The organism is Lentzea sp. NPDC092896 (genome assembly GCF_044754905.1).
Lineage (GTDB): Bacteria > Actinomycetota > Actinomycetes > Mycobacteriales > Pseudonocardiaceae > Lentzea.
Genome location: NZ_JBIVPX010000003.1, coordinates 862,538 through 881,033 on the forward strand (window position 1 = coordinate 862,538; position 18,496 = coordinate 881,033).

Annotated in this window: 20 protein-coding genes; 9 read left to right on the plus strand and 11 right to left on the minus strand. The window is 69.5% G+C overall.

Annotation, left to right across the window (positions count from 1 at the left end; genetic code table 11):
- Positions 1-35 precede the first annotated feature (35 nt).
- Genes pyrE through ACIQF0_RS20020 form a run of 4 tightly spaced genes read left to right on the plus strand, consistent with a single transcriptional unit; the run spans position 36 to position 2,778 of the window.
- Positions 36-590, plus strand: a complete 555-nt coding sequence (pyrE, locus tag ACIQF0_RS20005; protein ID WP_401031492.1) for an orotate phosphoribosyltransferase — start codon at positions 36-38, stop codon at positions 588-590.
- A gap of 59 nt (positions 591-649) precedes the next feature.
- Positions 650-1,018 (plus strand): DUF2784 domain-containing protein, encoded by a 369-nt coding sequence (locus ACIQF0_RS20010; protein WP_360040716.1) that lies wholly within the window; start codon positions 650-652, stop codon positions 1,016-1,018.
- Complete coding sequence (locus ACIQF0_RS20015; protein ID WP_401031199.1) at positions 978-1,655, plus strand: TrmH family RNA methyltransferase; 678 nt, start codon at positions 978-980, stop codon at positions 1,653-1,655. The genes ACIQF0_RS20010 and ACIQF0_RS20015 overlap by 41 nt, the downstream gene beginning before the upstream one ends.
- Positions 1,656-1,680: 25 nt before the next feature.
- Positions 1,681-2,778: a glycoside hydrolase family 76 protein gene (locus tag ACIQF0_RS20020; protein WP_401031201.1), complete on the plus strand. Its 1,098-nt coding sequence runs from the start codon at positions 1,681-1,683 to the stop codon at positions 2,776-2,778.
- Here the strand turns inward: ACIQF0_RS20020 and ACIQF0_RS20025 are convergent.
- Complete coding sequence (locus ACIQF0_RS20025) at positions 2,768-3,499, minus strand: sugar phosphate isomerase/epimerase family protein (RefSeq protein ID WP_401031203.1); 732 nt, start codon at positions 3,497-3,499, stop codon at positions 2,768-2,770. The genes ACIQF0_RS20020 and ACIQF0_RS20025 overlap by 11 nt on opposite strands.
- Positions 3,493-4,470 (minus strand): LacI family DNA-binding transcriptional regulator, encoded by a 978-nt coding sequence (locus ACIQF0_RS20030; protein WP_093595559.1) that lies wholly within the window; start codon positions 4,468-4,470, stop codon positions 3,493-3,495. Before ACIQF0_RS20030 ends, ACIQF0_RS20025 begins: the two co-directional genes overlap by 7 nt.
- A gap of 34 nt (positions 4,471-4,504) precedes the next feature.
- On the opposite strand from ACIQF0_RS20030, the gene ACIQF0_RS20035 reads away from it, so the two are divergent.
- From ACIQF0_RS20035 to ACIQF0_RS20050, 4 genes are read left to right on the plus strand one after another with little or no spacing between them, the layout of a single operon-like run.
- Positions 4,505-5,350, plus strand: a complete 846-nt coding sequence (locus tag ACIQF0_RS20035) for a PfkB family carbohydrate kinase (protein WP_401031205.1) — start codon at positions 4,505-4,507, stop codon at positions 5,348-5,350.
- Entirely contained in the window at positions 5,314-5,949 is a 636-nt protein-coding gene (locus ACIQF0_RS20040; protein WP_093595565.1) for a nucleoside/nucleotide kinase family protein, read from the plus strand. Before ACIQF0_RS20035 ends, ACIQF0_RS20040 begins: the two co-directional genes overlap by 37 nt.
- 48 nt (positions 5,950-5,997) lie before the next feature.
- Positions 5,998-8,118 carry an ATP-binding protein gene (locus ACIQF0_RS20045; protein ID WP_401031207.1) on the plus strand — a complete coding sequence of 707 codons (2,121 nt, stop codon included), beginning with the start codon at positions 5,998-6,000 and terminating at the stop codon, positions 8,116-8,118.
- A gap of 46 nt (positions 8,119-8,164) precedes the next feature.
- Positions 8,165-8,581: a hypothetical protein gene (locus ACIQF0_RS20050; protein WP_401031209.1), complete on the plus strand. Its 417-nt coding sequence runs from the start codon at positions 8,165-8,167 to the stop codon at positions 8,579-8,581.
- A 4-nt stretch (positions 8,582-8,585) separates the two neighbouring features.
- Here ACIQF0_RS20050 and ACIQF0_RS20055 read toward each other — a convergent pair whose 3' ends face one another.
- A complete protein-coding gene (locus tag ACIQF0_RS20055; protein ID WP_401031211.1) occupies positions 8,586-9,230 on the minus strand; it encodes a DedA family protein in 645 nt (214 codons plus the stop codon).
- Positions 9,231-9,464: 234 nt separating this feature from the next.
- Between ACIQF0_RS20055 and ACIQF0_RS20060 the strand changes: the two genes are divergently transcribed.
- Positions 9,465-10,835 carry an FAD-binding oxidoreductase gene (locus ACIQF0_RS20060; protein WP_401031213.1) on the plus strand — a complete coding sequence of 457 codons (1,371 nt, stop codon included), beginning with the start codon at positions 9,465-9,467 and terminating at the stop codon, positions 10,833-10,835.
- Here ACIQF0_RS20060 and ACIQF0_RS20065 read toward each other — a convergent pair.
- The 8 genes from ACIQF0_RS20065 to ACIQF0_RS20100 all read right to left on the minus strand — a co-directional run bounded on the left by ACIQF0_RS20065 (position 10,832) and on the right by ACIQF0_RS20100 (position 18,355).
- Positions 10,832-12,265 (minus strand): amidohydrolase family protein, encoded by a 1,434-nt coding sequence (locus tag ACIQF0_RS20065; protein ID WP_401031215.1) that lies wholly within the window; start codon positions 12,263-12,265, stop codon positions 10,832-10,834. The genes ACIQF0_RS20060 and ACIQF0_RS20065 overlap by 4 nt on opposite strands.
- A 39-nt stretch (positions 12,266-12,304) precedes the next feature.
- Positions 12,305-13,450 carry a glycoside hydrolase family 18 protein gene (locus ACIQF0_RS20070; protein WP_401031217.1) on the minus strand — a complete coding sequence of 382 codons (1,146 nt, stop codon included), beginning with the start codon at positions 13,448-13,450 and terminating at the stop codon, positions 12,305-12,307.
- A 38-nt stretch (positions 13,451-13,488) separates the two neighbouring features.
- A complete protein-coding gene (locus tag ACIQF0_RS20075) occupies positions 13,489-14,058 on the minus strand; it encodes a TetR/AcrR family transcriptional regulator (RefSeq protein ID WP_360040753.1) in 570 nt (189 codons plus the stop codon).
- A complete protein-coding gene (locus ACIQF0_RS20080; RefSeq protein WP_401031219.1) occupies positions 14,001-15,278 on the minus strand; it encodes an FAD-dependent monooxygenase in 1,278 nt (425 codons plus the stop codon). Before ACIQF0_RS20080 ends, ACIQF0_RS20075 begins: the two co-directional genes overlap by 58 nt.
- A 78-nt stretch (positions 15,279-15,356) precedes the next feature.
- Complete coding sequence (locus ACIQF0_RS20085) at positions 15,357-16,073, minus strand: VTT domain-containing protein (protein ID WP_360041070.1); 717 nt, start codon at positions 16,071-16,073, stop codon at positions 15,357-15,359.
- Between the two features lie 23 nt (positions 16,074-16,096).
- Positions 16,097-16,291, minus strand: coding sequence for a hypothetical protein (locus tag ACIQF0_RS20090; protein WP_401031221.1), 195 nt, complete (start codon positions 16,289-16,291; stop codon positions 16,097-16,099).
- A 4-nt stretch (positions 16,292-16,295) separates the two neighbouring features.
- Positions 16,296-17,447, minus strand: coding sequence for an N-acetylglucosamine-6-phosphate deacetylase (gene nagA, locus ACIQF0_RS20095; protein ID WP_401031223.1), 1,152 nt, complete (start codon positions 17,445-17,447; stop codon positions 16,296-16,298).
- Positions 17,447-18,355 (minus strand): ROK family protein, encoded by a 909-nt coding sequence (locus tag ACIQF0_RS20100; RefSeq protein ID WP_401031225.1) that lies wholly within the window; start codon positions 18,353-18,355, stop codon positions 17,447-17,449. Before ACIQF0_RS20100 ends, nagA begins: the two co-directional genes overlap by 1 nt.
- Between the last annotated feature and the right edge of the window lie 141 nt (positions 18,356-18,496).

Here is an 18,496-nt window from a genome sequence, read left to right on the forward strand (position 1 = left end):
AGGGTGTGCGAAGCTGACGACCCGTGCGAACTGAAGTGGTCTTGGACGCGAACGCGAAGTCAGAACTCGCTCGTCTTGTGAGCGAATTGGCCGTGGTGCACGGCAAGGTGACCCTCTCCAGCGGCAAGGAAGCCGACTACTACGTCGACCTGCGGCGGGCGACGTTGCACCACGCGGCGGCCCCGTTGATCGGCAAGCTGTTGCGGCAGCTCACGTCCGACTGGGACTTCGTCGCGGTCGGCGGTTTGACGCTCGGCGCGGACCCCGTCGCCTACGCGATGATGCATTCCGCTGGAGCCGATGGTGACGTGCTCGACGCGTTCGTCGTGCGCAAGGCGAACAAGGCGCACGGCATGCAGCGGCAGATCGAGGGCATCGACGTACGTGGGCAGCGTGTGCTCGCGGTCGAGGACACCTCCACCACCGGCGGTTCGGTGCTCACGGCCGTTGCGGCGCTGCGCGAGCACGGTGCTGACGTCATCGGCGTCGCCACCGTCGTCGACCGCGGCACGGGCGCCAAGGAGGCCATCGAGGCCGAGGGTCTGCCGTACCGCTACCTGCTCGACCTGAACGATCTCGGGCTCGCCTGAGGTTTTATCGAGAGCGCTTCGAGCCACCCCGTCCTAGGCTGGAGGACGGGGTGGTGCGAATGGCCAGATTGTTCGCTGAGGCGGTCATGCTGTTGCACTTCGCGGTGCTGGCGTTCCTGCTCGTGGGCGGGTACGCCGCATGGCGGTGGCGTGGCGTGATCTACCCGCACCTGGCGATCGGTGCGTGGGCGATCCTCAGTCTGCTGGTGCCGGTGACGTGCCCGCTGACGACCGCGGAGGAGTACTTCCGCGCCGAGGCCGGCATGCCGCCGCTGGGCACGGGTTTCATCGACCACTACATCGACGGCGTCTGGTACCCGGAGAGCGCGTCGACGCTGGTCCAGCTGGTGCTGGGGTCGATCGTGATCATCTCGTGGGTCGGCTTCTATGCTGGTCACCGTGCTGCTCGAAGGCTTTCACGCTGTTAAGCACGCGTTGCGCTTCGGCGCCGATGTGCACCCGCTGATCACGACGGACCTCGCCGCCGCGATCGGCCTCGCCGAGACGCACGCACCCGATCTGCGCGAGCGGTTCGCCGCTGCCACCGAGGTCGACCAGAACCACTTCAAGCTCCGTGTCGGCCGCACGCACCCGACGGGTCTGGCGGGGTTCGCGGAGAAGCCGGACCTGGCGTTCGACCGCGGCGCCCCGGTCGTCCTGCTCGACAACCCGCGCAACCTCGGCAACTTCGGTGCCGCGATCCGGGTGGCCGCCGGCCTCGACGCGGGTGGTGTGATCTCCACCGGCGACGTCGACCCGTGGCATCCCAACGTGCTCAGGGGCTCGGCCGGACTGCATTTCGCGCTGCCAGTGGCCAAGGTCACGGAGCTGGATTTCACGGGCGAGCTCATCGCGTTCGACGCGGACGGCGACCTGCTCAAGGGCCCGATCCCGGACGACGCCGTGCTGGCGTTCGGCTCGGAACGCCACGGCCTGTCCGCCGAGGTCCGCGAGAAGGCCACCAGGATCGTCCGGCTGCCCATGCGCGAGAAGGTCAGCAGTTACAACTTGACGACTTCGGTGGCCATGGGTCTCTACCACTGGGTGATTCATCGAGCTTCTTGACCGGTCAAGCACGCACGATGACCAGGTGGTGATCGCGAAACTGCTGGCGGCACGCGCGGGTGTCGCGGAGCGCGCGGTGTACTCCAGGCACCTTCGGCGGGTCTGGGGTGTGCCGGGCACGCTCCTCGGGGCGCGGGCGTGGCCCCCGCTCTTCAAGGACAAGATCCACACCAGCTTCAACTACTGGTGGCAGGCACACCTGCTGGACTGCATGATCGACGGCTACCTGCGCTCGCCCAACGAGCTGCGCAAGGCGGCCATCGCGAAGGTCGTGCGGGGCATCAGGGTGCGCAACGTCCTCGGCTGGACCAACGACTTCTACGACGACATCGCCTGGCTCGGGCTCGCCCTGCAGCGCGCTCAGAACGAGGTCGGCGTCGCGAAGCCCAAGGCGCTCGACGCGATCGCCGTGCGGCTGCGGGACGGCTGGACCGACCACGCCGGCGGCGGCATCTGGTGGAAGCGCAACGACGACTTCAAGAACGTCCCCGCGAACGGCCCGGCCGCGATCTTCCTGGCCCGCCAGAACGAACGCACCGACCTCGCCCGCGCACGGTCCATCGTGGACTGGGTCGAGGAGCACCTCGTCGATCCGGGCAACGGCCTCGCGTGGGACGGCCTGCACGTCCACCCCAACGGCGAGATCCGCGAGTACGAGAAGAACATCTACACGTACTGCCAAGGGGTGCTGATCGGCGCGTGCGTCGAGCTGGCCAAGCACGGACAGCAGGACAAGTGGCTCGACAAGGCCGCCCGCACGATCACCGCCGTGCACGACGACCTGGCCACCAACGGCGTGATCAGGGGCCAGGGCGGCGGGGACGGCGGCCTGTTCGCGGGGATTCTGACGCGCTACCTCGCCGAGGCCGCGCTGACGATCCCCGACCTCGACCCCGAACGGCACGAGACCGCCGATCTGGCCAGGGAACTCGTCGTGCAGTCGGCGGAAGCGGCGTGGAACAACCGCGTGATGGCGGTGAGCGGCCCGTTGTTCGGTCCGGAGTGGACGATCCCGGCGGACGAGAAGGAGGGCCGCGACCTGTCCGTCCAGCTCGGCGGCTGGATGTGCCTGGAGGCGGCCGCCCTGCTCGAACGGCACGGTCTGAACGTCGCTACGGCTTGAGGTAGCTCAGCAGCGTCCTGGCGTCCTCGCGGAACTGCTCCGGCGAGTCGTCCAGCACGAACTCCAGCAGCGCGTTGCGCTCGACGCCGTCCCGCGCCAGCTCGGTCAGCACCGGCTTCCACAGGTCACGGCGTTCGGCGAGCGGGAACCGCTCCTTGAAGCCGCCGGCGCCCCACGAGAAGACGTGCGCCGTCACCGGTTCCAGCGTCCGCACCTCGTGCACAGCGGAGAACACGTCCTGACCCCCGCGCGGCTGCCAGTACGACACCACGCCGTCGACCTCGTCGAGCAGCTGCACCGCCGAGTCGAGCGTGTCCGTGAGCGTGTTCGGGTGGTACTCCAGCGCGATCTTCGTGCCCAGCGCGTCCGCGTGCTCCACGGCGTGCTGCAACGCCTCGACCACCGGACCGCGGTCGGGGCACTCGGCCGACCCCGCGGTGCCCGCCCAGACCCGCACGAACGGCGCGTCCAGTTCGGCCGCGGTCTCCAGGATCGGCGCCAGGTCGGCTCGATCGGAGACACCCGCGCGGTAGTACGACCCGTACGCGGCCACCTTCAGACCGGTGTCCAACGCTCGCCGCGCCGCCGCGAAGTCGCCGGGCGGCACGTGCACGTCGCCGCCCCACTCCACGGCCCGCAGCCCGCACTCCGTCGCCAGCTCGCCGATCTCCTCGACGGTGAGCTGCCGGAACGTCACCGAGACCAGTCCGGGGATCAGCATCCGCAGGACTGCCGGTGCCGGAGAGACGGTGCCAGCCGGATGGTCTCCGGCGGCCGTTCCGGGTCGGCGATGCGCGAGAGCAGCAGCTTCACCGCGGTCCGTCCGATCTCCTCGACCGGCTGGGCCAGCGTGGTGAGCGGCGGTTCGATCAACGTGGCCCACTCGACCTCGTCGTAGGCGACGACGGCCAGGTCCGTGCCGAGCTTGAGGCCGCGGGCGCGGGCCTCGTGCAGCATGCCGACGGTGACCAGGTGGTCCGCCGCGACGACGGCCGTGGCCGGGTCCTCCTGGTCGAGCAGCGGCGCGAGCCAGCCGCTCTGCGAGACCAGGGCCTCGTCCCACTTCAGGCCCGCGCGGCCGAGGCCGAGGCGGTAGCCGAGGATGCGTTCCTCGGTCGTCGCCACGCCGGCCTGGCCGCAGACGATGCCGATCCGCCGGTGCCCCAGTTCCGCGAGGTGCTTCACCAGACCCGAGGTGGCCTGCACGTTCTCCGGCCCGACCTGGTCGATGTCCTTGGCCACGGTCAGCCGGTCCACCAGCACGGTGGGGATGTTCAGTCGCTTGAGCTCCGGCAGCACGAGGCTTCCCCCGGTGCCGGCGGACGGTGTGAGCAGCAACCCGTCGACTCTTCGCGAGCGCAGCGTTCTGACCGCCGTCTGCTCGGACTCGGGGGTGTCTCTCGTGTCGATCAGCACGAGCGAATAGCCGTTGCGAGTCGCCTCGGACTCGATGGCGGCGATCAGCTCGGCGAAGTACGGGTGGGAGACCAGTGACACGGCCAGGCCCAGCGACTTCGTGCCGCCCATGACCAGCGAACGCGCGATCGCGTCCCCCGTGTACCCGGTCTCGTCGATCGCCTTCTGGACGCGCTCTCGCGTGTCCCCCGCGACCGGCCTCGTCTCGTTGATCACGTGTGACACCGTGGTGATGGAGACTCCCGCGAGAGCCGCTACATCCCGCATGGTGACCATGACCTGGGACCATACCCGTTTGGAGGAAGCCCTCATGGCAGCCGTGCTGTGTGTCGGCCTCACAACTCTCGACGTGACCCAACGGGTGGACGCCTTCCCCGAACCCGGCCAGAAGATCCGCTCGCTCGGCGCGGTGCTGTCACCCGGCGGACCGGCGGCCAACGCGGCCCGCGCGGTCGCGGCACTGGGCGGACGGGCGGCGTTGCTCACCGCGTTGGGTGCGGACGCACTGGGTGAATTCGTCCGCGCTTCCTTGGAACCGGTTCAAGTCACCGCGGTGCCAGGAACGACGCCCGTGAGCATGGTCGTCGTCAGAGACGCTGATGGGGAGCGCACGGTCGTTTCGCGCAACGCGTCGGTGCCGGTCGAGGCGCCGGATTTGTCTGATCTTCTGGCCGCCGCGGACGTGGTGCTCTTGGACGGACACCACGACGGCCTGGTGATCCCCGTCGCCCGGCAGGCGAAAGCGTTGGGATTGCCTGTGGTGCTCGACGCCGGGAGCTGGAAACCTGTCCTCGATCACCTGTTGCCGCTGGTGGACGTGGCCGCCTGCTCTCACGGGTTCGAGCGGTCCGAGGCCGAGGTGCACTCCTACGGGGTGCCGCTGGTCATTCGCACGCAGGGTGCGAAGCCGGTCACCTGGTCGCGGAACGGCTCGTCAGGGGAGCTGCCCGTGCCCGCGGTGGAGGTGAAGGACACGAACGGTGCCGGCGACGTCTGGCACGGCGCGTACGCCTACGCGCTCGCGTCAGGGACGGATCCGGTGGCCGCCATCGGGTTCGCCTCGGAGGCGGCCGCCGTTCGCGTCGGTGCGGTCGGGGACTGGGTTGAGGAGCTGGCGCGGTGGCAGGACAGCAGGTCAGGTTCGACGAGCTGCTAGAGCGGGCTCGGGTTCTCACCGATCAGGGTGAGCGCAAGATTCTCGGCATCGGCGGCGCACCCGGTTCGGGCAAGTCGACACTCGCGCGGCGGCTCGTCGAGGCACTCGACGGCCAGGCCGTCCTGGTCGAGATGGACGGCTTCCACCTCGCGCAGAGCGAGCTCGAACGGCTGCGGCTGGTCGAGCGCAAGGGCGCGCCCGACACGTTCGACATCCCCGGCTACGTGGACCTGCTCGGCCGGATCAAGGCGTGCGGGCCGGACATGATCTACGCGCCGGAGTTCCGCCGCGAGATCGAGGAACCGGTCGCCTGCGCCGTGCCGGTGCACCCGGACGTCCCGCTCGTCGTCACCGAGGGCAACTACCTGCTGCTCAACTACGACAAGTGGAAACGCGTCCGGATCATCCTGGACGAGGCGTGGTTCCTGTTCATCGACGAGGACGTGCGCGTGCAACGGCTGATCGACCGCCATCTGCGGTACGGGCGCACCCTGTCGGAGGCGGAGGAACGCGTGCTGCACGGCACGGACCACGTCAACGCGTTGATGGTGAACTCGTCCAAGGGATCAGCGGACCTGCTGATCACCGAAGTCCTGTAGGCAACCGGATCGCTGGTCCGTGCGTGCTCTGCCGCGGGGGGATGAACCGTGGACTCTGTGCTGGGAATCCTGCTACGCCACCACCGGATCGCCGTCGGGCTCACCCAGGAGGCGCTGGCCGAGAAGGCGGGCCTGAGCGGGCAGGCCATCGGTTCCCTGGAACGGGGCGACCGGCGCCATCCGCATCGCGCCACGGTGCTCCGGCTCGCCGACGCGCTCGGCCTGGGCGCGGACGAACGGGCCGAGTTCGCCGCGGCCGCGGCCCGCACGCCCAGACCACGCCGCGTGCCGGGCGCACCGGTCCGGCAGTTGCCCGCCGCGCCGGTGCGGTTCTCCGGGCGGGAGGCCGAGGTCGCCGAGCTGACCGGTCTGGTGGAACGGTCGGGCGTGGTGGTCGTCTCGGGCATGGCCGGCGTCGGCAAGACGTCGCTCGCTCTGCACGTCGCCCATCAGGTGGGTGAGCTCTTCCCGGACGGCCAGCTCTACCTGGACCTTCGCGCGAGCCTCCAGCCGGAGGACGCGCTGGCCCAGTTGATGCGTGCGCTGGGCCGTCCTGACCACGGCGGGACACTGGCCGAGACGGCCGCGCGGTTCCGGTCCGCACTGGCCGGGCGGCGGGTGCTGCTCGTGTTCGACGACGCGGCGACGGCCGGCCAGATCCAGCCGCTGCTGCCCGGCACCGTCGGGTGTGCGGCGATCGTGACCAGCCGCCGGGCCATGGACACCCTGCCGCAGGCCCGTCACCTGAGGCTGGACGTGCTGCCCGAACGCGAGGCGCTCGACCTGCTCGCGGCCTACGCGGGACCGGAACGGACCGGCGTAGACCCCTCCTCGGCGCGGCAGGTCGTGGAGCAGTGCGGGCGGCTGCCGCTCGCCGTCCACCTCGCCGGTGCCCGGCTCGCGTCGCGCCCCGCCTGGCCGCTCGCCCACCTCGCGCGCCGCCTGGCCGTGCGCAGGCTCGACGAGCTGGACCGCGACGACGCGGGAATCCGGGCGAGCTTCGCCGTGTCCGTCGACCAGCTGGACCCGGCGGACCAGCGCGCGTTCACGCTGTTCGGCGTCTTCGAGGACATCTCGCCACCGGTCGCCGCCCGGCTGCTCGACGTGGACGGGCTCGCCGCCGAACTGGTGCTGGAACGGCTGGCCGACCTGCACCTGATGCAGGCCACGACGCCCGGCCGCTACCGGATGCACGACCTCGTCCGGACCTACGCGCGGGAACGGTCCGCGGACGCCGAGGCGCTCGGCCGGGTCGCCGACCTGTTCGTGGCGGTGGCGTGGCGGTCGGTGGCGCTGGCCGTGCCGCACAGCTTCCGCGGAACCTGGGCCGACCCGGAGTGGACCGCGGGCGCACCGGACTTCACCACGGCCGCGGCGGCCTTCGCCTGGCTCGACGAGCACCGCCCGCACCTGGCCGACCTCTGCCGGACGCCCGGTGTGCCCGCTCAGGCGCTGGTCCGGCTCGCGACCGGGCTGTTCCCGTACTACCTGAGTCGCGGCTATCGCGCGGACTGGGCCGAGCTGTGCGGGCTGGCGTTGCCCGCGGCGAGCGACCCGCGGGCGCACGCGATCGTCGAGATGGACCTGGGCGTCGCGTCGCGGGACGCCGGTCCTCTGCGCCGCGCCCTGGCCTCGTTCCGCGAACTGGGCGACACCAACGGCGTGGCGGTCTGCCTCACCAACCTCAGCGAGGTGATGGACACCGTCGAGACCGGTGAGGAGAGCCTCGCTCTGGCGCGTGAGCTCGGGTTGCAGTGCGTCGAGGCCGCGGTCCTGGAACACCTGGGCAGCGCCTACGGCCGGCGTGGCGACCACGAGCGCGAGCTCCGTTGTTACCTGGACAGCCTGCGGCTGAACTCCGAGGAGAGCGACGAACGCGTCAGTGCGAGCGTGTTGCACCGGATCGGCGCGCTGCACCGCCGGTCAGGCCGGACAGAGGACGCCGCGACGGCGCTGGCCAGGAGCCTGCACCTGTTCCGCGAGGGAGGAGACGCGACCGGCGAGGTGGCGTGCCTGGAGGAACTGGGGCTGGTGCACCTGCTGCGCCGGGACCGGGCGGCGGCGGCCGAGACGTTGCGCCGCGGCCTGGGCATCGCCGAGCGGCACGGCGACCTGAGACGGCAGGCGAGCCTGCGGCAGCACCTCGCGAAATGTGGAGGTCCTTCGTAGAGGTTGTCGCTGTCGAGGTCCTTGCGTTCTCGCAACCATCGACGGCATGAGCAACCTCTCGAGGACACTCGCCAGGACGGCCGTCGCCGGCACGCTCGCCGCCGTGGCGGTCGCCGTCGCCACGCCTGCCGCCTCGGCCGCGGCGCGTGACGGCAAGTGCGACAACAACGAGTTCTGCTATTACTGGGCCAACAGCAACAACGTTTCGCTGTCGGACTTCGCGTCGTCGCTCAAGAACTACGGAGAGACGCAGCCGTCGTGCTACGAGTACCGGACGCCGGGCACGCTCGGTTATGGCGAGTGCATCAAGAACAACGCCGTAAGGGCGTGCAACAACAGGTCAAAGCCCGTGCGCGTGTACTTCAACAGCAACCACGAAGGCACTTACGACACGATCCCCGCGGAGACCTGCACGCTTCTCGACAACACGCTCTTCAACAACGCGTCGCACCTGTTCCTCTGACAGGTCAGCCCGCGATGTCGACGGTCTCGTCGATCGGCTTCGCCATCTCCTGGCGGTAGCGCCAGATGCCCCAGCCGGTGCCGCCCAGGAAGAACGCGATGCTGACGACGATCGCCGCCGTCTCGAGCCACGGGAACGCCTGCAGGACGCCCGCGCCGTAGTAGCCGGCCAGCACCAGCGTCGGCACCCACGCGATCGCCCCGATGGTCGTGGCCAGCGTGAACCGGCGGAGGTCCATCCGCGCGGCACCGGCGATCACCGGCGCCAGCGTGCGGATCCACGGGATCCAGCGGGCGAGCACGACGGCCCAGAAACCGCGCCGGTCGAGGAAGTCGCCCGCGCGTTTCAGGTTGTGCCGGTTCAGCACCTTGCCGCCCTTGCGGGCGAGCATGCGCGTGCCGGTGCCCCGGCCGATGAAGTAACCGACCTGGTTGCCGACGACGGCCACGATCAGAGCCGCGAGGGACAGCAGCCATGCCGACAACTCACTGTTGTGCGTGGCCAGCACCACACCGGCCGCGAACAGCAGCGAGTCACCGGGCAGGAAGAGCCCGAAGATGAAAGCGCACTCGACGAAGATGAAGCTCAGCACGATGACCCAAACGGCCAGCGGACCCGCGGTCTCCAGCGAGGCGAAAGCATGCGCCACGGTGAGCCAGCCTACGTCGTGCTGTGCGAGCGGCACGGCGACATCGGGTTAACGGGTTGGCGAAATCTGGATTGAGCACGCTGAGTCACTGCGTGAACTCCCTTCGATCGAGATCACCTTCGAGATCACCATCGAGTGAACCAGTCGAATCGGACCAGCGGGGCGGTTCGGCACATCTCGCCGGGCGTGAATTGACCCGCCACTGTGCCGAGCCGTCCTACTAGCGTGGTGAGCATGGAGAGCTTGCTCGCTGAACTCCGCACCGCCGTGGGTGACTCAGGTGTCCTGACCGATGCCGACGTCACCGCGAGCTATCAGCGCGACATGATGCCGTTGGCGCCGCACGGCAGCCCGTTGGCCGTGGTGTTCCCGCTGAACACCGAGCAGGTCCAGGCCGTGGTGAGAGCCTGTGCGAGCCATCGCGTGCCGATCGTCCCGCGTGGCGCCGGCAGCGGGTTGTCCGGTGCCGCGAACGCCATCGAGGGTTGCGTCGTGCTGGTCACGACGAAGATGAACGCGATCGTGGAGATCGACACCGACAACCGCCTGGCCGTCGTCGAGCCCGGCGTGGTGAACCTCGACCTGCGGGGTGCCGTCGAGAAGGACGGCCTGTTCTACCCGCCGGACCCGAGCAGCTACGACTGGTGCACGATCGGCGGCAACCTCTCCACCAACGCAGGTGGCCTGTGCTGCGTGAAGTACGGCGTGACCACCGACTCGGTGCTCGGGCTGGAGGTCGTGCTGGCCGACGGCGAGGTGTTGCGCACCGGCCGCCGCACGGTCAAGGGCGTCGCGGGCTACGACCTCACCAAGCTCTTCATCGGTTCCGAGGGCACTTTGGGCGTGATCACCAAGGCCACGCTCGCCCTGCGGCCCCTCCCGCAGGCCCCCGCCACGCTGGTGGCCGCGTTCAGCAGCACCGCCACGGCCGGCGCCGCGGTCAGCCGGATCGTCCGCGAGGGCCTGGTGCCATCGCTGATGGAGATCATGGACCGCACCTCGATCGAGGCCGTCGAGCAGTACCTGAAGACCGAGCTCGGCGCCGGGCCGGGCTGCGCGGCGTTGCTGATCTGCCAGTCCGACGCGGGCGGCGAGCAGGCCAGGCACGAGCTGCAGAAGATCGAGGAGATCTGCCTGGAGGCCGATCTCGTCTACGCGACCCACGACGTCAACGAGGGCCGCGACCTGCTCACGGCGCGCCGGGCGGTGCTCACCGCGCTGGAGATCTACGGCTCGTGGCTGACCGACGACGTGTGCGTGCCCCGCACCCGCATCGCCGAACTCATCCAGGGCTGCGAGGACATCGCCAGGGAGGTCGGGCTCAAGATCGCTGTCGTCGGCCACGCGGGCGACGGCAACATGCACCCGACGATCGTCTACGACCCCGCAGACGCCGACCAGTTCGCGCGCGCCCAGAAGGCGTTCGACGACATCCTCGCGGTCGGGCTCTCGCTCGGCGGCACGGTCACCGGCGAGCACGGCATCGGCAAGATCAAGCGCGAGTGGCTGGCGAAGGAGATCGGGCCGGTCGGCCTCCGGGTCCACCGCGAGATCAAACGCGCGCTGGACCCGGAGAACCTGTTCAACCCGGGCTCGATGTTCTAGCAACAGGTGCGCGCGGCCGTGGGGATCGGCTCCTGAGCGGCCTTCTCCACGTCCGCGAGCATCCGCTGCCGTTCGGCCGGCCCGAGCACCTTGCCGCGGGTCAGCACGGTGTGGATCCGTTGCGTGTTGCGGATGTCCTTGAGCGGGTTGCCGTCGAGCACCACGAGGTTCGCGGCCTCGCCGGGCTTCACGGCGGCGTCCCGCGTGCCGGCCCTCAGCGCAGCCTTCGCGGACAGGCCCGCCTCGACCAGCAGTTCCAGCTCGTCGTGCAGTGAGAAACCGGGGAACGTGTACGGGTTGCCCGCATCCGTGCCGGCCAGGACCTCGACGCCGTGGGCGTGCATCTCGGCGACCTGGTCCATGCGGCGCCGCAGGAACTCCGCCTGCTGCCTGATCTCCTGCTCGGTCACCGGAGCCCAGTTCTTCAGCCCGTCTCGCCAGAAGTCCCGGTAGAACGCGGGCATGTACTTCATCCGCGGGTCGTTCGCGAACCGGTCCAGCGGGCTGGCGAACACCCGCATGGTGACGATCGTCGGCACCAGTGCGGAGTTGTTGCGCTGCAACCGTTTCGCGAGCTGAGCGGCCTTGCTTCGGCTGTGTGACAGGGTTGCCTGCCGTTCGAACTCCAGCACCTGCCTGAACCACGCGAACGAGTTCGCCGGGTCGAGCGGCAGGTCCGCGATCGCCTGGCGCAGCGGGGTTTCCCGCCTGCTCGTGGCGAGCGGCAGGCCGTACATGTGCTCGAACGTGTGCTGCCCCAGGTCGCTCGCGTCGCCCAGCGCGACGTGGTTCGAGCAGTGCCCGGCGAACGTGATGGCCTGCTTCGAGCACTCGTTCGCGATGGCGGCGAGCGTCGCGCGGTCGAGGAACGAGTAGACCTTGACGAAGTCCGCGCCCTGGGTCTTCGCGTCCCGCACTGCCTGACGGCCCTCGTCGGGCGTGCTGACGATCAACGCGCCGGGCAGCGTCGAGTGCGGCCCGTCGACGATGGTGCTGCCGACGATCAACCTGGGCCCGAGCACCTCGCCGCGCTCGATCCGTTCGCGCAGCTCGTAGATCTGCGGGAAGCCCCACATCTCGCGGATGCCCGTCACGCCGTTGGCCAGGCACAGCGGCAACGTGATCCGGTCCATGTACGCGCCGTGCACGTGCATGTCCCACAGGCCGGGGATGACGAACTTGCCGGCGAAGTTCAGCACCGTGGAGCCGCGCGGCAGCGGCAGGTCGCACGAGCCGACCGCAAGAATCTTGTTGTCCGCCAGGACGATCGTCGAGTTGGAGCGGACGCCGGACGAGTCGATGAGCGTGACGTCGCGCAACGCGGTGACGCCGACGGAGGCACTGGCCCGGCCCGGCAGCAGGCCGACGCCCGCTGCCGCACCGAGTCCGGCCAGCCATCCCAGCACTTCACGTCGAGTGGTGTCGGTCATGGAGCTCAACCAACACCTTGACGCTACGGGAGACTCAAGTCAGCGCGACATTGCCTTCAGCAGCGAGTACTGGGCGTCGTCGTGCCCGAGCTCCCACATGAACGTGCCGAGCAGCCCACGTGCGCGGGCGAAGTCCGCGCGGATCCCGATCGACCGCGGGTTCTCGTACGACACGAACTTCTTCTCGGCCGCGTTGTACAGCCACGGCGACTGCGCGACCGGGTGCCAGTACTCCTGCCAGCCCGGGGTCGCCTTCAGCTTCAGCGCCTCGTCGTAGCCGTCGACCCAGAACGCGCTGTCGTAGGCCTGGTAGAGGCCGTGCTGCGGGCCTTCGGTCTTCACGTTGAAGCCACGGCCGTAGAACGGCGTGCCGAGCACCATTTTGCGCGGCGAGACGCCGTGCCGCTGGTAGTAGTCGATGGCGCCGACGACGTTGTTCCACTTGCGGTCCGCGGCAGGCATCGGGTCGTTGGCGACCTCGCGGAAACCGGCGTTGAACGTGGACACGGGCGAGAAGCCGGTGCCCAGGTCGTAGGTCATGACGTTGATGAAGTCCATGATCTGCGACAGTTCGCGCAGCTCGAACGACTTCGCCACGTCGTACGGTCCGTCGGTCTGCAGCCGGCCGGCGGGCAGCGCGGCGGTGACGAGCTTGCGCGAGCCCAGCGCCTTGCGGAAGTCACGGGTCAGCAGCGTCATGTTGCGCTTGTCCGCGGGACGGTCGGTGATCTCCGTGGGGCCGCCGTAGACCGGGAACTCCCAGTCGATGTCGATGCCGTCGAACGTGCCGTCGCGGAAGAACAGGTCCACACAGGACTGAACGAGCGTCCTGCGCGAGGCGGGAGTCAGTGCGGCGTCGGAGAACCCGCCCGCACCCCAGCCGCCCAGTGAGATCAGCGCCTTCAACGAAGGCTTGCGCTTCTTGAGATCCCGGATGTCCGCGAAGTCCTTGGGCGCGGTCTCCGCCGGCATCACGCACTTGCCGTTCTCGATGAGCGAGAACGCGTAGAACAGGTGCGTGATCGGCGTGTTCGAGGGGATCGACGAGATCGGCTTCGAGCCGCTGTACCAGTTTCCGTAGTAGGCGCCCACGATCTTCCTGGGCGAGGCGTCGGCGACACCGATGCCGGCTGAGACGGACAGTGCGGCCAACGCGACCGCCACTCCCTTGCGGAACAACGACATCGGTGGCCTCCACCCAGGTGGTCCAGACCACTAGCAACCTAGGGCCGATAGCCGACCTGGTGCAACACCTTGTGGAGATAGGTCTCCAGTTCGTCCGGGGTGTTGTGCTCCGGGCGGGTCAGCGCGCGGTAGAAAAGCGCACCTCCGGCCATGTCCACGACGACGTCCATGTCGGTACCGGGCGGAAAACCGGGACGCACCAGGTCCTTGAGGACCGCCCGGCGCGGTGCGATGAAGAGCTCCCAGTACCGCCGCATCAACCCGAAGTTGTCCGCGGACGCGCCGATGATGCGGCGCAGCAACTGGACCGCCTCGCCCGTCGACATCAGCGCGGCCCAGCCCTTGATGATCTCCTCCTGCGAGGACACGGCCATCCGCGCGGGGTCGAGCGCCGCGACGTCGCGCGGCAGCTCGATCACGCTGAACAGCAGCTCTTCCTTGGTGGCGAACCGGCGGTAGACCGTCGCGCGGGTCACTCCCGCACGACGAGCCACCTGCTCGATCGACGTGCCGTCGAGGCCGCGTTCCAGGAACAGCTCGAAAGCGGCCGTCAGGATCGCGTTGTCTGCCTCGGGGTCGCGGGGACGCCCAGCACTTCGTTCAGCCACGCAGAAAGCCTCTCCGGGGAAGACGGACCGCGCCACGCCAGGTGTCCGTCGGGACGCACCAGCAGCGTGTCGCCGGCGCGTTCATGGTGCACGACGTCCCCGAGCCGTTCCCGCGCCACCTCCAGGCAGGTCGCGGGCCCCGCCAGCACCCACCGGCCGACCCTGGCGAACGCCGGCACCCGCGGCCCGCCCACTGGTCCCGAGTAGCGGACGCCGAGCTGCGAGGCGAACCGGATGAGACCGCGCCGCACCGGCGGGAGGCCCAGCAGCGGGAACAGCAGGCCGCGCGCCAGTCGTGAGATGCGCCCGGAGCCCATCGAGATCCGCGTCGCCGGCGTGGTCGACCCGAGCACCTTCGCGGCGACCGGCCGCCGTTCGGTCTCGTAGGTTTCGAGCAACGACGCGGCGGCCTTGCCCTGCACCACGAGCGCGAGCTTCCAGGCGAGGTTCTCCGCGTCACCGAGACCGGTGTTCATGCCCTGCCCGCCCAACGGGCTGTGGATGTGCGCGGCGTCGCCCGCCAGCAGGACGTTGCCGCGCCGGTAGGCCGACGCCAGCCGCCGGTGGATGCGGAACGTCGACTCCCAGTCCACGGCGCCGATCGGCCCCGGCGTCCACCGCCCGCCGTCCGGCGACATGACCCGCCAGAGGTCGTCGCCGGGCAGCGGGAAGACCGCCGTCAGGTGTCCGTCCTCGACGTAGATGTGCATCGAGGTCCGGTCGAGATCCCAGTCGGCGTGCAGGTCGCGCAGCAGGAAGTTCTCCATCACCGCCTCGCCGTCGAACGAGATCCCGGCGATCTTGCGCACCGCCGAGTGCGCGCCGTCGCAGCCGACCAGCCAGTCGTCGCCGCGCGCCGGGACCGACCCGATCGGCGTGTTCCACTCGACGGCGACCCCCAGCTCGGCCAGCCGGTCCCGCAGCCGTTGCTCGACCCACGTCTGCGACGCGATCAACGCCCCCGCGTCGCGCATCGGCGTCAAGTCGAGCCGCTTCCTCCCGTTGACGCGCAGTGCTTCCATCCGGATCGCCTTCTCCGGCAGGTCGCCCAGCGCCCCCAGCCTCGCCAGCACCTCCGCCCCGCGCGGCTGCACCCCCAACGCCCGCGACGTCGTGGCCGGCCCGTCCGCCGCGTCCACGATCCGCACTTCCACCCCGTGCTTCCGGAGTCCGCACGCCAGCGCCAAGCCGGTCGGACCCGCCCCCGCAATGATGACCATATAAATACAGTACAGCTCTGTATTCAAACTGCGCCGGCAAAAAGCCCGCCTGCCGGAACAGACGGGCCTTCAGCTACGTCAGCGCTCCACGCGGGGGATGATCTGCGTCGAGTCGTCCTGGATCTGCGCCTGCATGACCTGGGTGATGTCGTCGGCCTCGGCCTGCACGAGCGTCTTCTTCTCCTTGCGGGCCTTGATCACCTCGATGATGATCGGCACGACCGACAGGAGCACGATGGCGATCAGCGTGATCTCGAGGTTGTTCTTGATGAACGCGACCTGGCCGAGGAAGTAGCCCAGGATCGTCAGACCCGCGGCCCACGCCACGCCACCGATCGCGGAGTACGTGAAGTACTTCTTCGGGTCCATCTTGCCGACACCGGCCATCGCCGTGATGAACGTGCGGACGATCGGCACGAACCGGGCGAGGACGATGGCGCGCGCGCCGTACTTGTCGAAGAACTCCTGCGTCTTGTCGACGTACTCCTTCTTGAAGATCTTCGACTCCGGCTTGCTGAACAGCGCCGGACCGGCCTTCACGCCGATGTAGTAGCCGGCGACGTTGCCGATGAACGCGCACACCGTCAGCAGCACGCAGACGAGCCAGAGCGGGGTGTCGATGGTGCCCGCCGCGACGAAGAGACCCGCCGTGAACAGCAGCGAGTCGCCGGGCAGGAAGAAACCGACGAGGAGCCCGCACTCCGCGAAGATGATGAGGCACAACCCGATGAGCATGTACGGGCCGAGCCCGTTCAGCAGAACGGTGGGGTCCAGCCAGTCAGGGCCCAATGCAATCGTCACGGCGACAACGGTACAGGTCAGCTCAGGGTGATCACTGCGGCCACCGTGCCCGCTGCCAGGCCCAACAGGAGCGCGAGGCCCAGCACCCACCACGCGGACATGGGTGCGGGACGCTCGTCGTCAATTGGGACAGGTACGGCAAATCCGGCATTCGTGCTGGTCGCCTGCGCTCGCAACGCGTCGGTCACCAGTCGTTCCGGATCGTCCGCCATCCACCTATTCCTTGACCCACTCGCCCCTGACCATCACGTCCTGCGGCTTCAATTCTGCATCGAGGACGACGATGTCCGCAGCGAGTCCGGCTTCCAGCTTGCCCGTGTCGAGGCCGAGCAGCTCCGCACCGCGGGTCGAGGCGGCATGCGTGGCCTCCACGAGCGACAGTCCGCACGAGTTGACGGCGTTGCGGAACGCCATGTCCATCGTGAGCGTGCTGCCGGCCAGCGAGGCGCCTCCTGCCAACGTTGGCACTCCGTCGACGACGCGCACTTCCAGGCCGCCGATGTCGTACACGCCGTCGCCCACGCTCGCCGCCGCGATGGCGTCGGTGATGAGAACGGTGCGCTGGAGGCCCGCGTGGCGCGCGGCGAGGCGGACGGCGGTCGGGTGCAGGTGCACCAGGTCGCAGATGAGCTCGACGGTCACGCGTTCGTCGTCCAGCAGCGCGCCGATCGGGCCGGGCTCGCGGTGGTGCAGCGGGCGCATGCCGTTGAACAGGTGCGTCGCCACGGACGCGCCGGCGTCGACGGCGGGCCTGACCTGCGCCTCGGTCGCGTCGGTGTGGCCGATGGCGGCGAGGACGTTGTTGTCCACGAGCTGACGCACGGCGTTGACCGCGCCCTCCAGTTCGGGCGCGATGGTGACCATGCGGATGGTGCCCTTGCCCGCGTCGAGCAGCTTCGCCACCGCGGTCTGCTCCGGCGGGCACAGGATCGCCGGGTCGTGCGCGCCGCAGCGGGCGGCGGACAGGAACGGGCCTTCGAGGTGGACGCCGGCGACGACGCCCTCCTGGACCAGTTCGGCCAGCGCGGACACCTGGTCGGCCAGCTCCGGCACGGGGCGGGTGACCAGCGAGGCCAGCACCGTCGTGGTGCCGTGCTTGCGGTGCGCCGCCGCGGCCTTGCGGACCTTCTCCGGGTCACTGCTGGTGAACGCGGCACCGCCACCGCCGTGGCAGTGGATGTCGACGAACCCCGGCACGATCGTGCCGCCACCGACGTCGTGGGTCGGGCCCTCCGGCGCCGCCCCCTCACCGACCGCGGCGATCCTGCCGTCCTTGACGCTGACCCACCCGTTCTCGAGCACTCCGCCCGGCGTGACGACCCGACCCCCGGTCAGGATCACGTCGACAGGTCCACCCCACGTGCTCATCACGCCTCCAGCGTGTCGATGGCCAGCAGCGCCGCGCCGAGGAAGCCCGCCTCGTCGCCGAGCGCCGCGAGCCGAAGCTCCGGTCGGCGCTGGAAGGCGATCAGCCCGTCCAGCCTTTCCCTCAGGGGCTCCACCAGCAGGTCTCCTGCGAGTGCGAGCCCACCGCCGAGCACGACGGCCTCCGGACCGAGCAGCGTCGCCAGCACCAGGATCCCCCTGGCGAGCGCGTCCACGGCCTCGTGCCACACGGCGACTGCGTCCTGATCCCCGTCCCTGACCCTGAGTGCGACCTCAGCGGCCCCTTTGACGGGGGTGCCGGTACGTGCGGTGTACCGGCGGGCGATCGCCGCGGAGGACGCCACTGTCTCCACGCAGCCGATCTGGCCACAGGCGCAGGGCACGCCGTGGCCGACGTTCACATGTCCGATCTCACCCGCGTAGCCCTCGCCGCTGTAGATCTTGCCGTCCAGCAGCAGCGCGCCGGCGATGCCGGTGCCGATGGGCATGATCACCGCGTTGCTCAGGTCCCTGGCGGCACCCATGCGGCATTCGGCCAGGCCCGCGGCACGCACGTCGTGGCCGAACGCGACGGGCAGGCCCAGCCGTTCGGTGAGGACGGTGCTGAACGGGAACTGGCTCCACGGCAGGTTCGTCGTGTACACGCCGACGCCGTTGGCCTCGTCCACGATGCCCGGCGCCACGATCCCCACGGCGTCGATCTCGTGTTCGGAGGCGTCGCCCAGCTCGCTGACGAGCTCGGCGATGACGTCGAGGAGAGGCGCCAGCTCGCCGGGAGTCGCCCGGCGAGCGTGCTTCTGCGCCGCCACCGACTCCCGGGTCCCGGAGACCAGCGCCGCCTTGGTTTCGGTGCCACCGATGTCAACGGCGACCACGTGTCTGCGTGCCACGGGAACTGATCCTGCGGCATGGGGGGCCTATTGGTCTATACCAAGTACCGATTTGGGCGCGTGGTCTTACGAGCTGAAACCGCCCGCAACGGACGAAACGGCCTCAACTGGCTGAACGGTGAAGTTTGCTTACTGTCGGAA

What these genes read in the sequence shown, in the direction of transcription:
- ACIQF0_RS20050 (WP_401031209.1), top strand. Translation starts at nt 8,165, where the DNA reads ATGAGCAACCTCTCGAGGACACTCGCCAGGACGGCCGTCGCCGGCACG.
- ACIQF0_RS20015 (WP_401031199.1), top strand. Translation starts at nt 978, where the DNA reads ATGCTGGTCACCGTGCTGCTCGAAGGCTTTCACGCTGTTAAGCACGCG.
- nagA (WP_401031223.1), bottom strand. Translation starts at nt 17,447, where the DNA reads ATGAGCACGTGGGGTGGACCTGTCGACGTGATCCTGACCGGGGGTCGG.
- ACIQF0_RS20035 (WP_401031205.1), top strand. Translation starts at nt 4,505, where the DNA reads ATGGCAGCCGTGCTGTGTGTCGGCCTCACAACTCTCGACGTGACCCAA.
- ACIQF0_RS20030 (WP_093595559.1), bottom strand. Translation starts at nt 4,470, where the DNA reads ATGGTCACCATGCGGGATGTAGCGGCTCTCGCGGGAGTCTCCATCACC.
- ACIQF0_RS20065 (WP_401031215.1), bottom strand. Translation starts at nt 12,265, where the DNA reads ATGACCGACACCACTCGACGTGAAGTGCTGGGATGGCTGGCCGGACTC.
- ACIQF0_RS20070 (WP_401031217.1), bottom strand. Translation starts at nt 13,450, where the DNA reads ATGTCGTTGTTCCGCAAGGGAGTGGCGGTCGCGTTGGCCGCACTGTCC.
- ACIQF0_RS20090 (WP_401031221.1), bottom strand. Translation starts at nt 16,291, where the DNA reads ATGGCGGACGATCCGGAACGACTGGTGACCGACGCGTTGCGAGCGCAG.
- ACIQF0_RS20025 (WP_401031203.1), bottom strand. Translation starts at nt 3,499, where the DNA reads ATGCTGATCCCCGGACTGGTCTCGGTGACGTTCCGGCAGCTCACCGTC.
- ACIQF0_RS20060 (WP_401031213.1), top strand. Translation starts at nt 9,465, where the DNA reads ATGGAGAGCTTGCTCGCTGAACTCCGCACCGCCGTGGGTGACTCAGGT.
- ACIQF0_RS20010 (WP_360040716.1), top strand. Translation starts at nt 650, where the DNA reads ATGGCCAGATTGTTCGCTGAGGCGGTCATGCTGTTGCACTTCGCGGTG.
- ACIQF0_RS20080 (WP_401031219.1), bottom strand. Translation starts at nt 15,278, where the DNA reads ATGGTCATCATTGCGGGGGCGGGTCCGACCGGCTTGGCGCTGGCGTGC.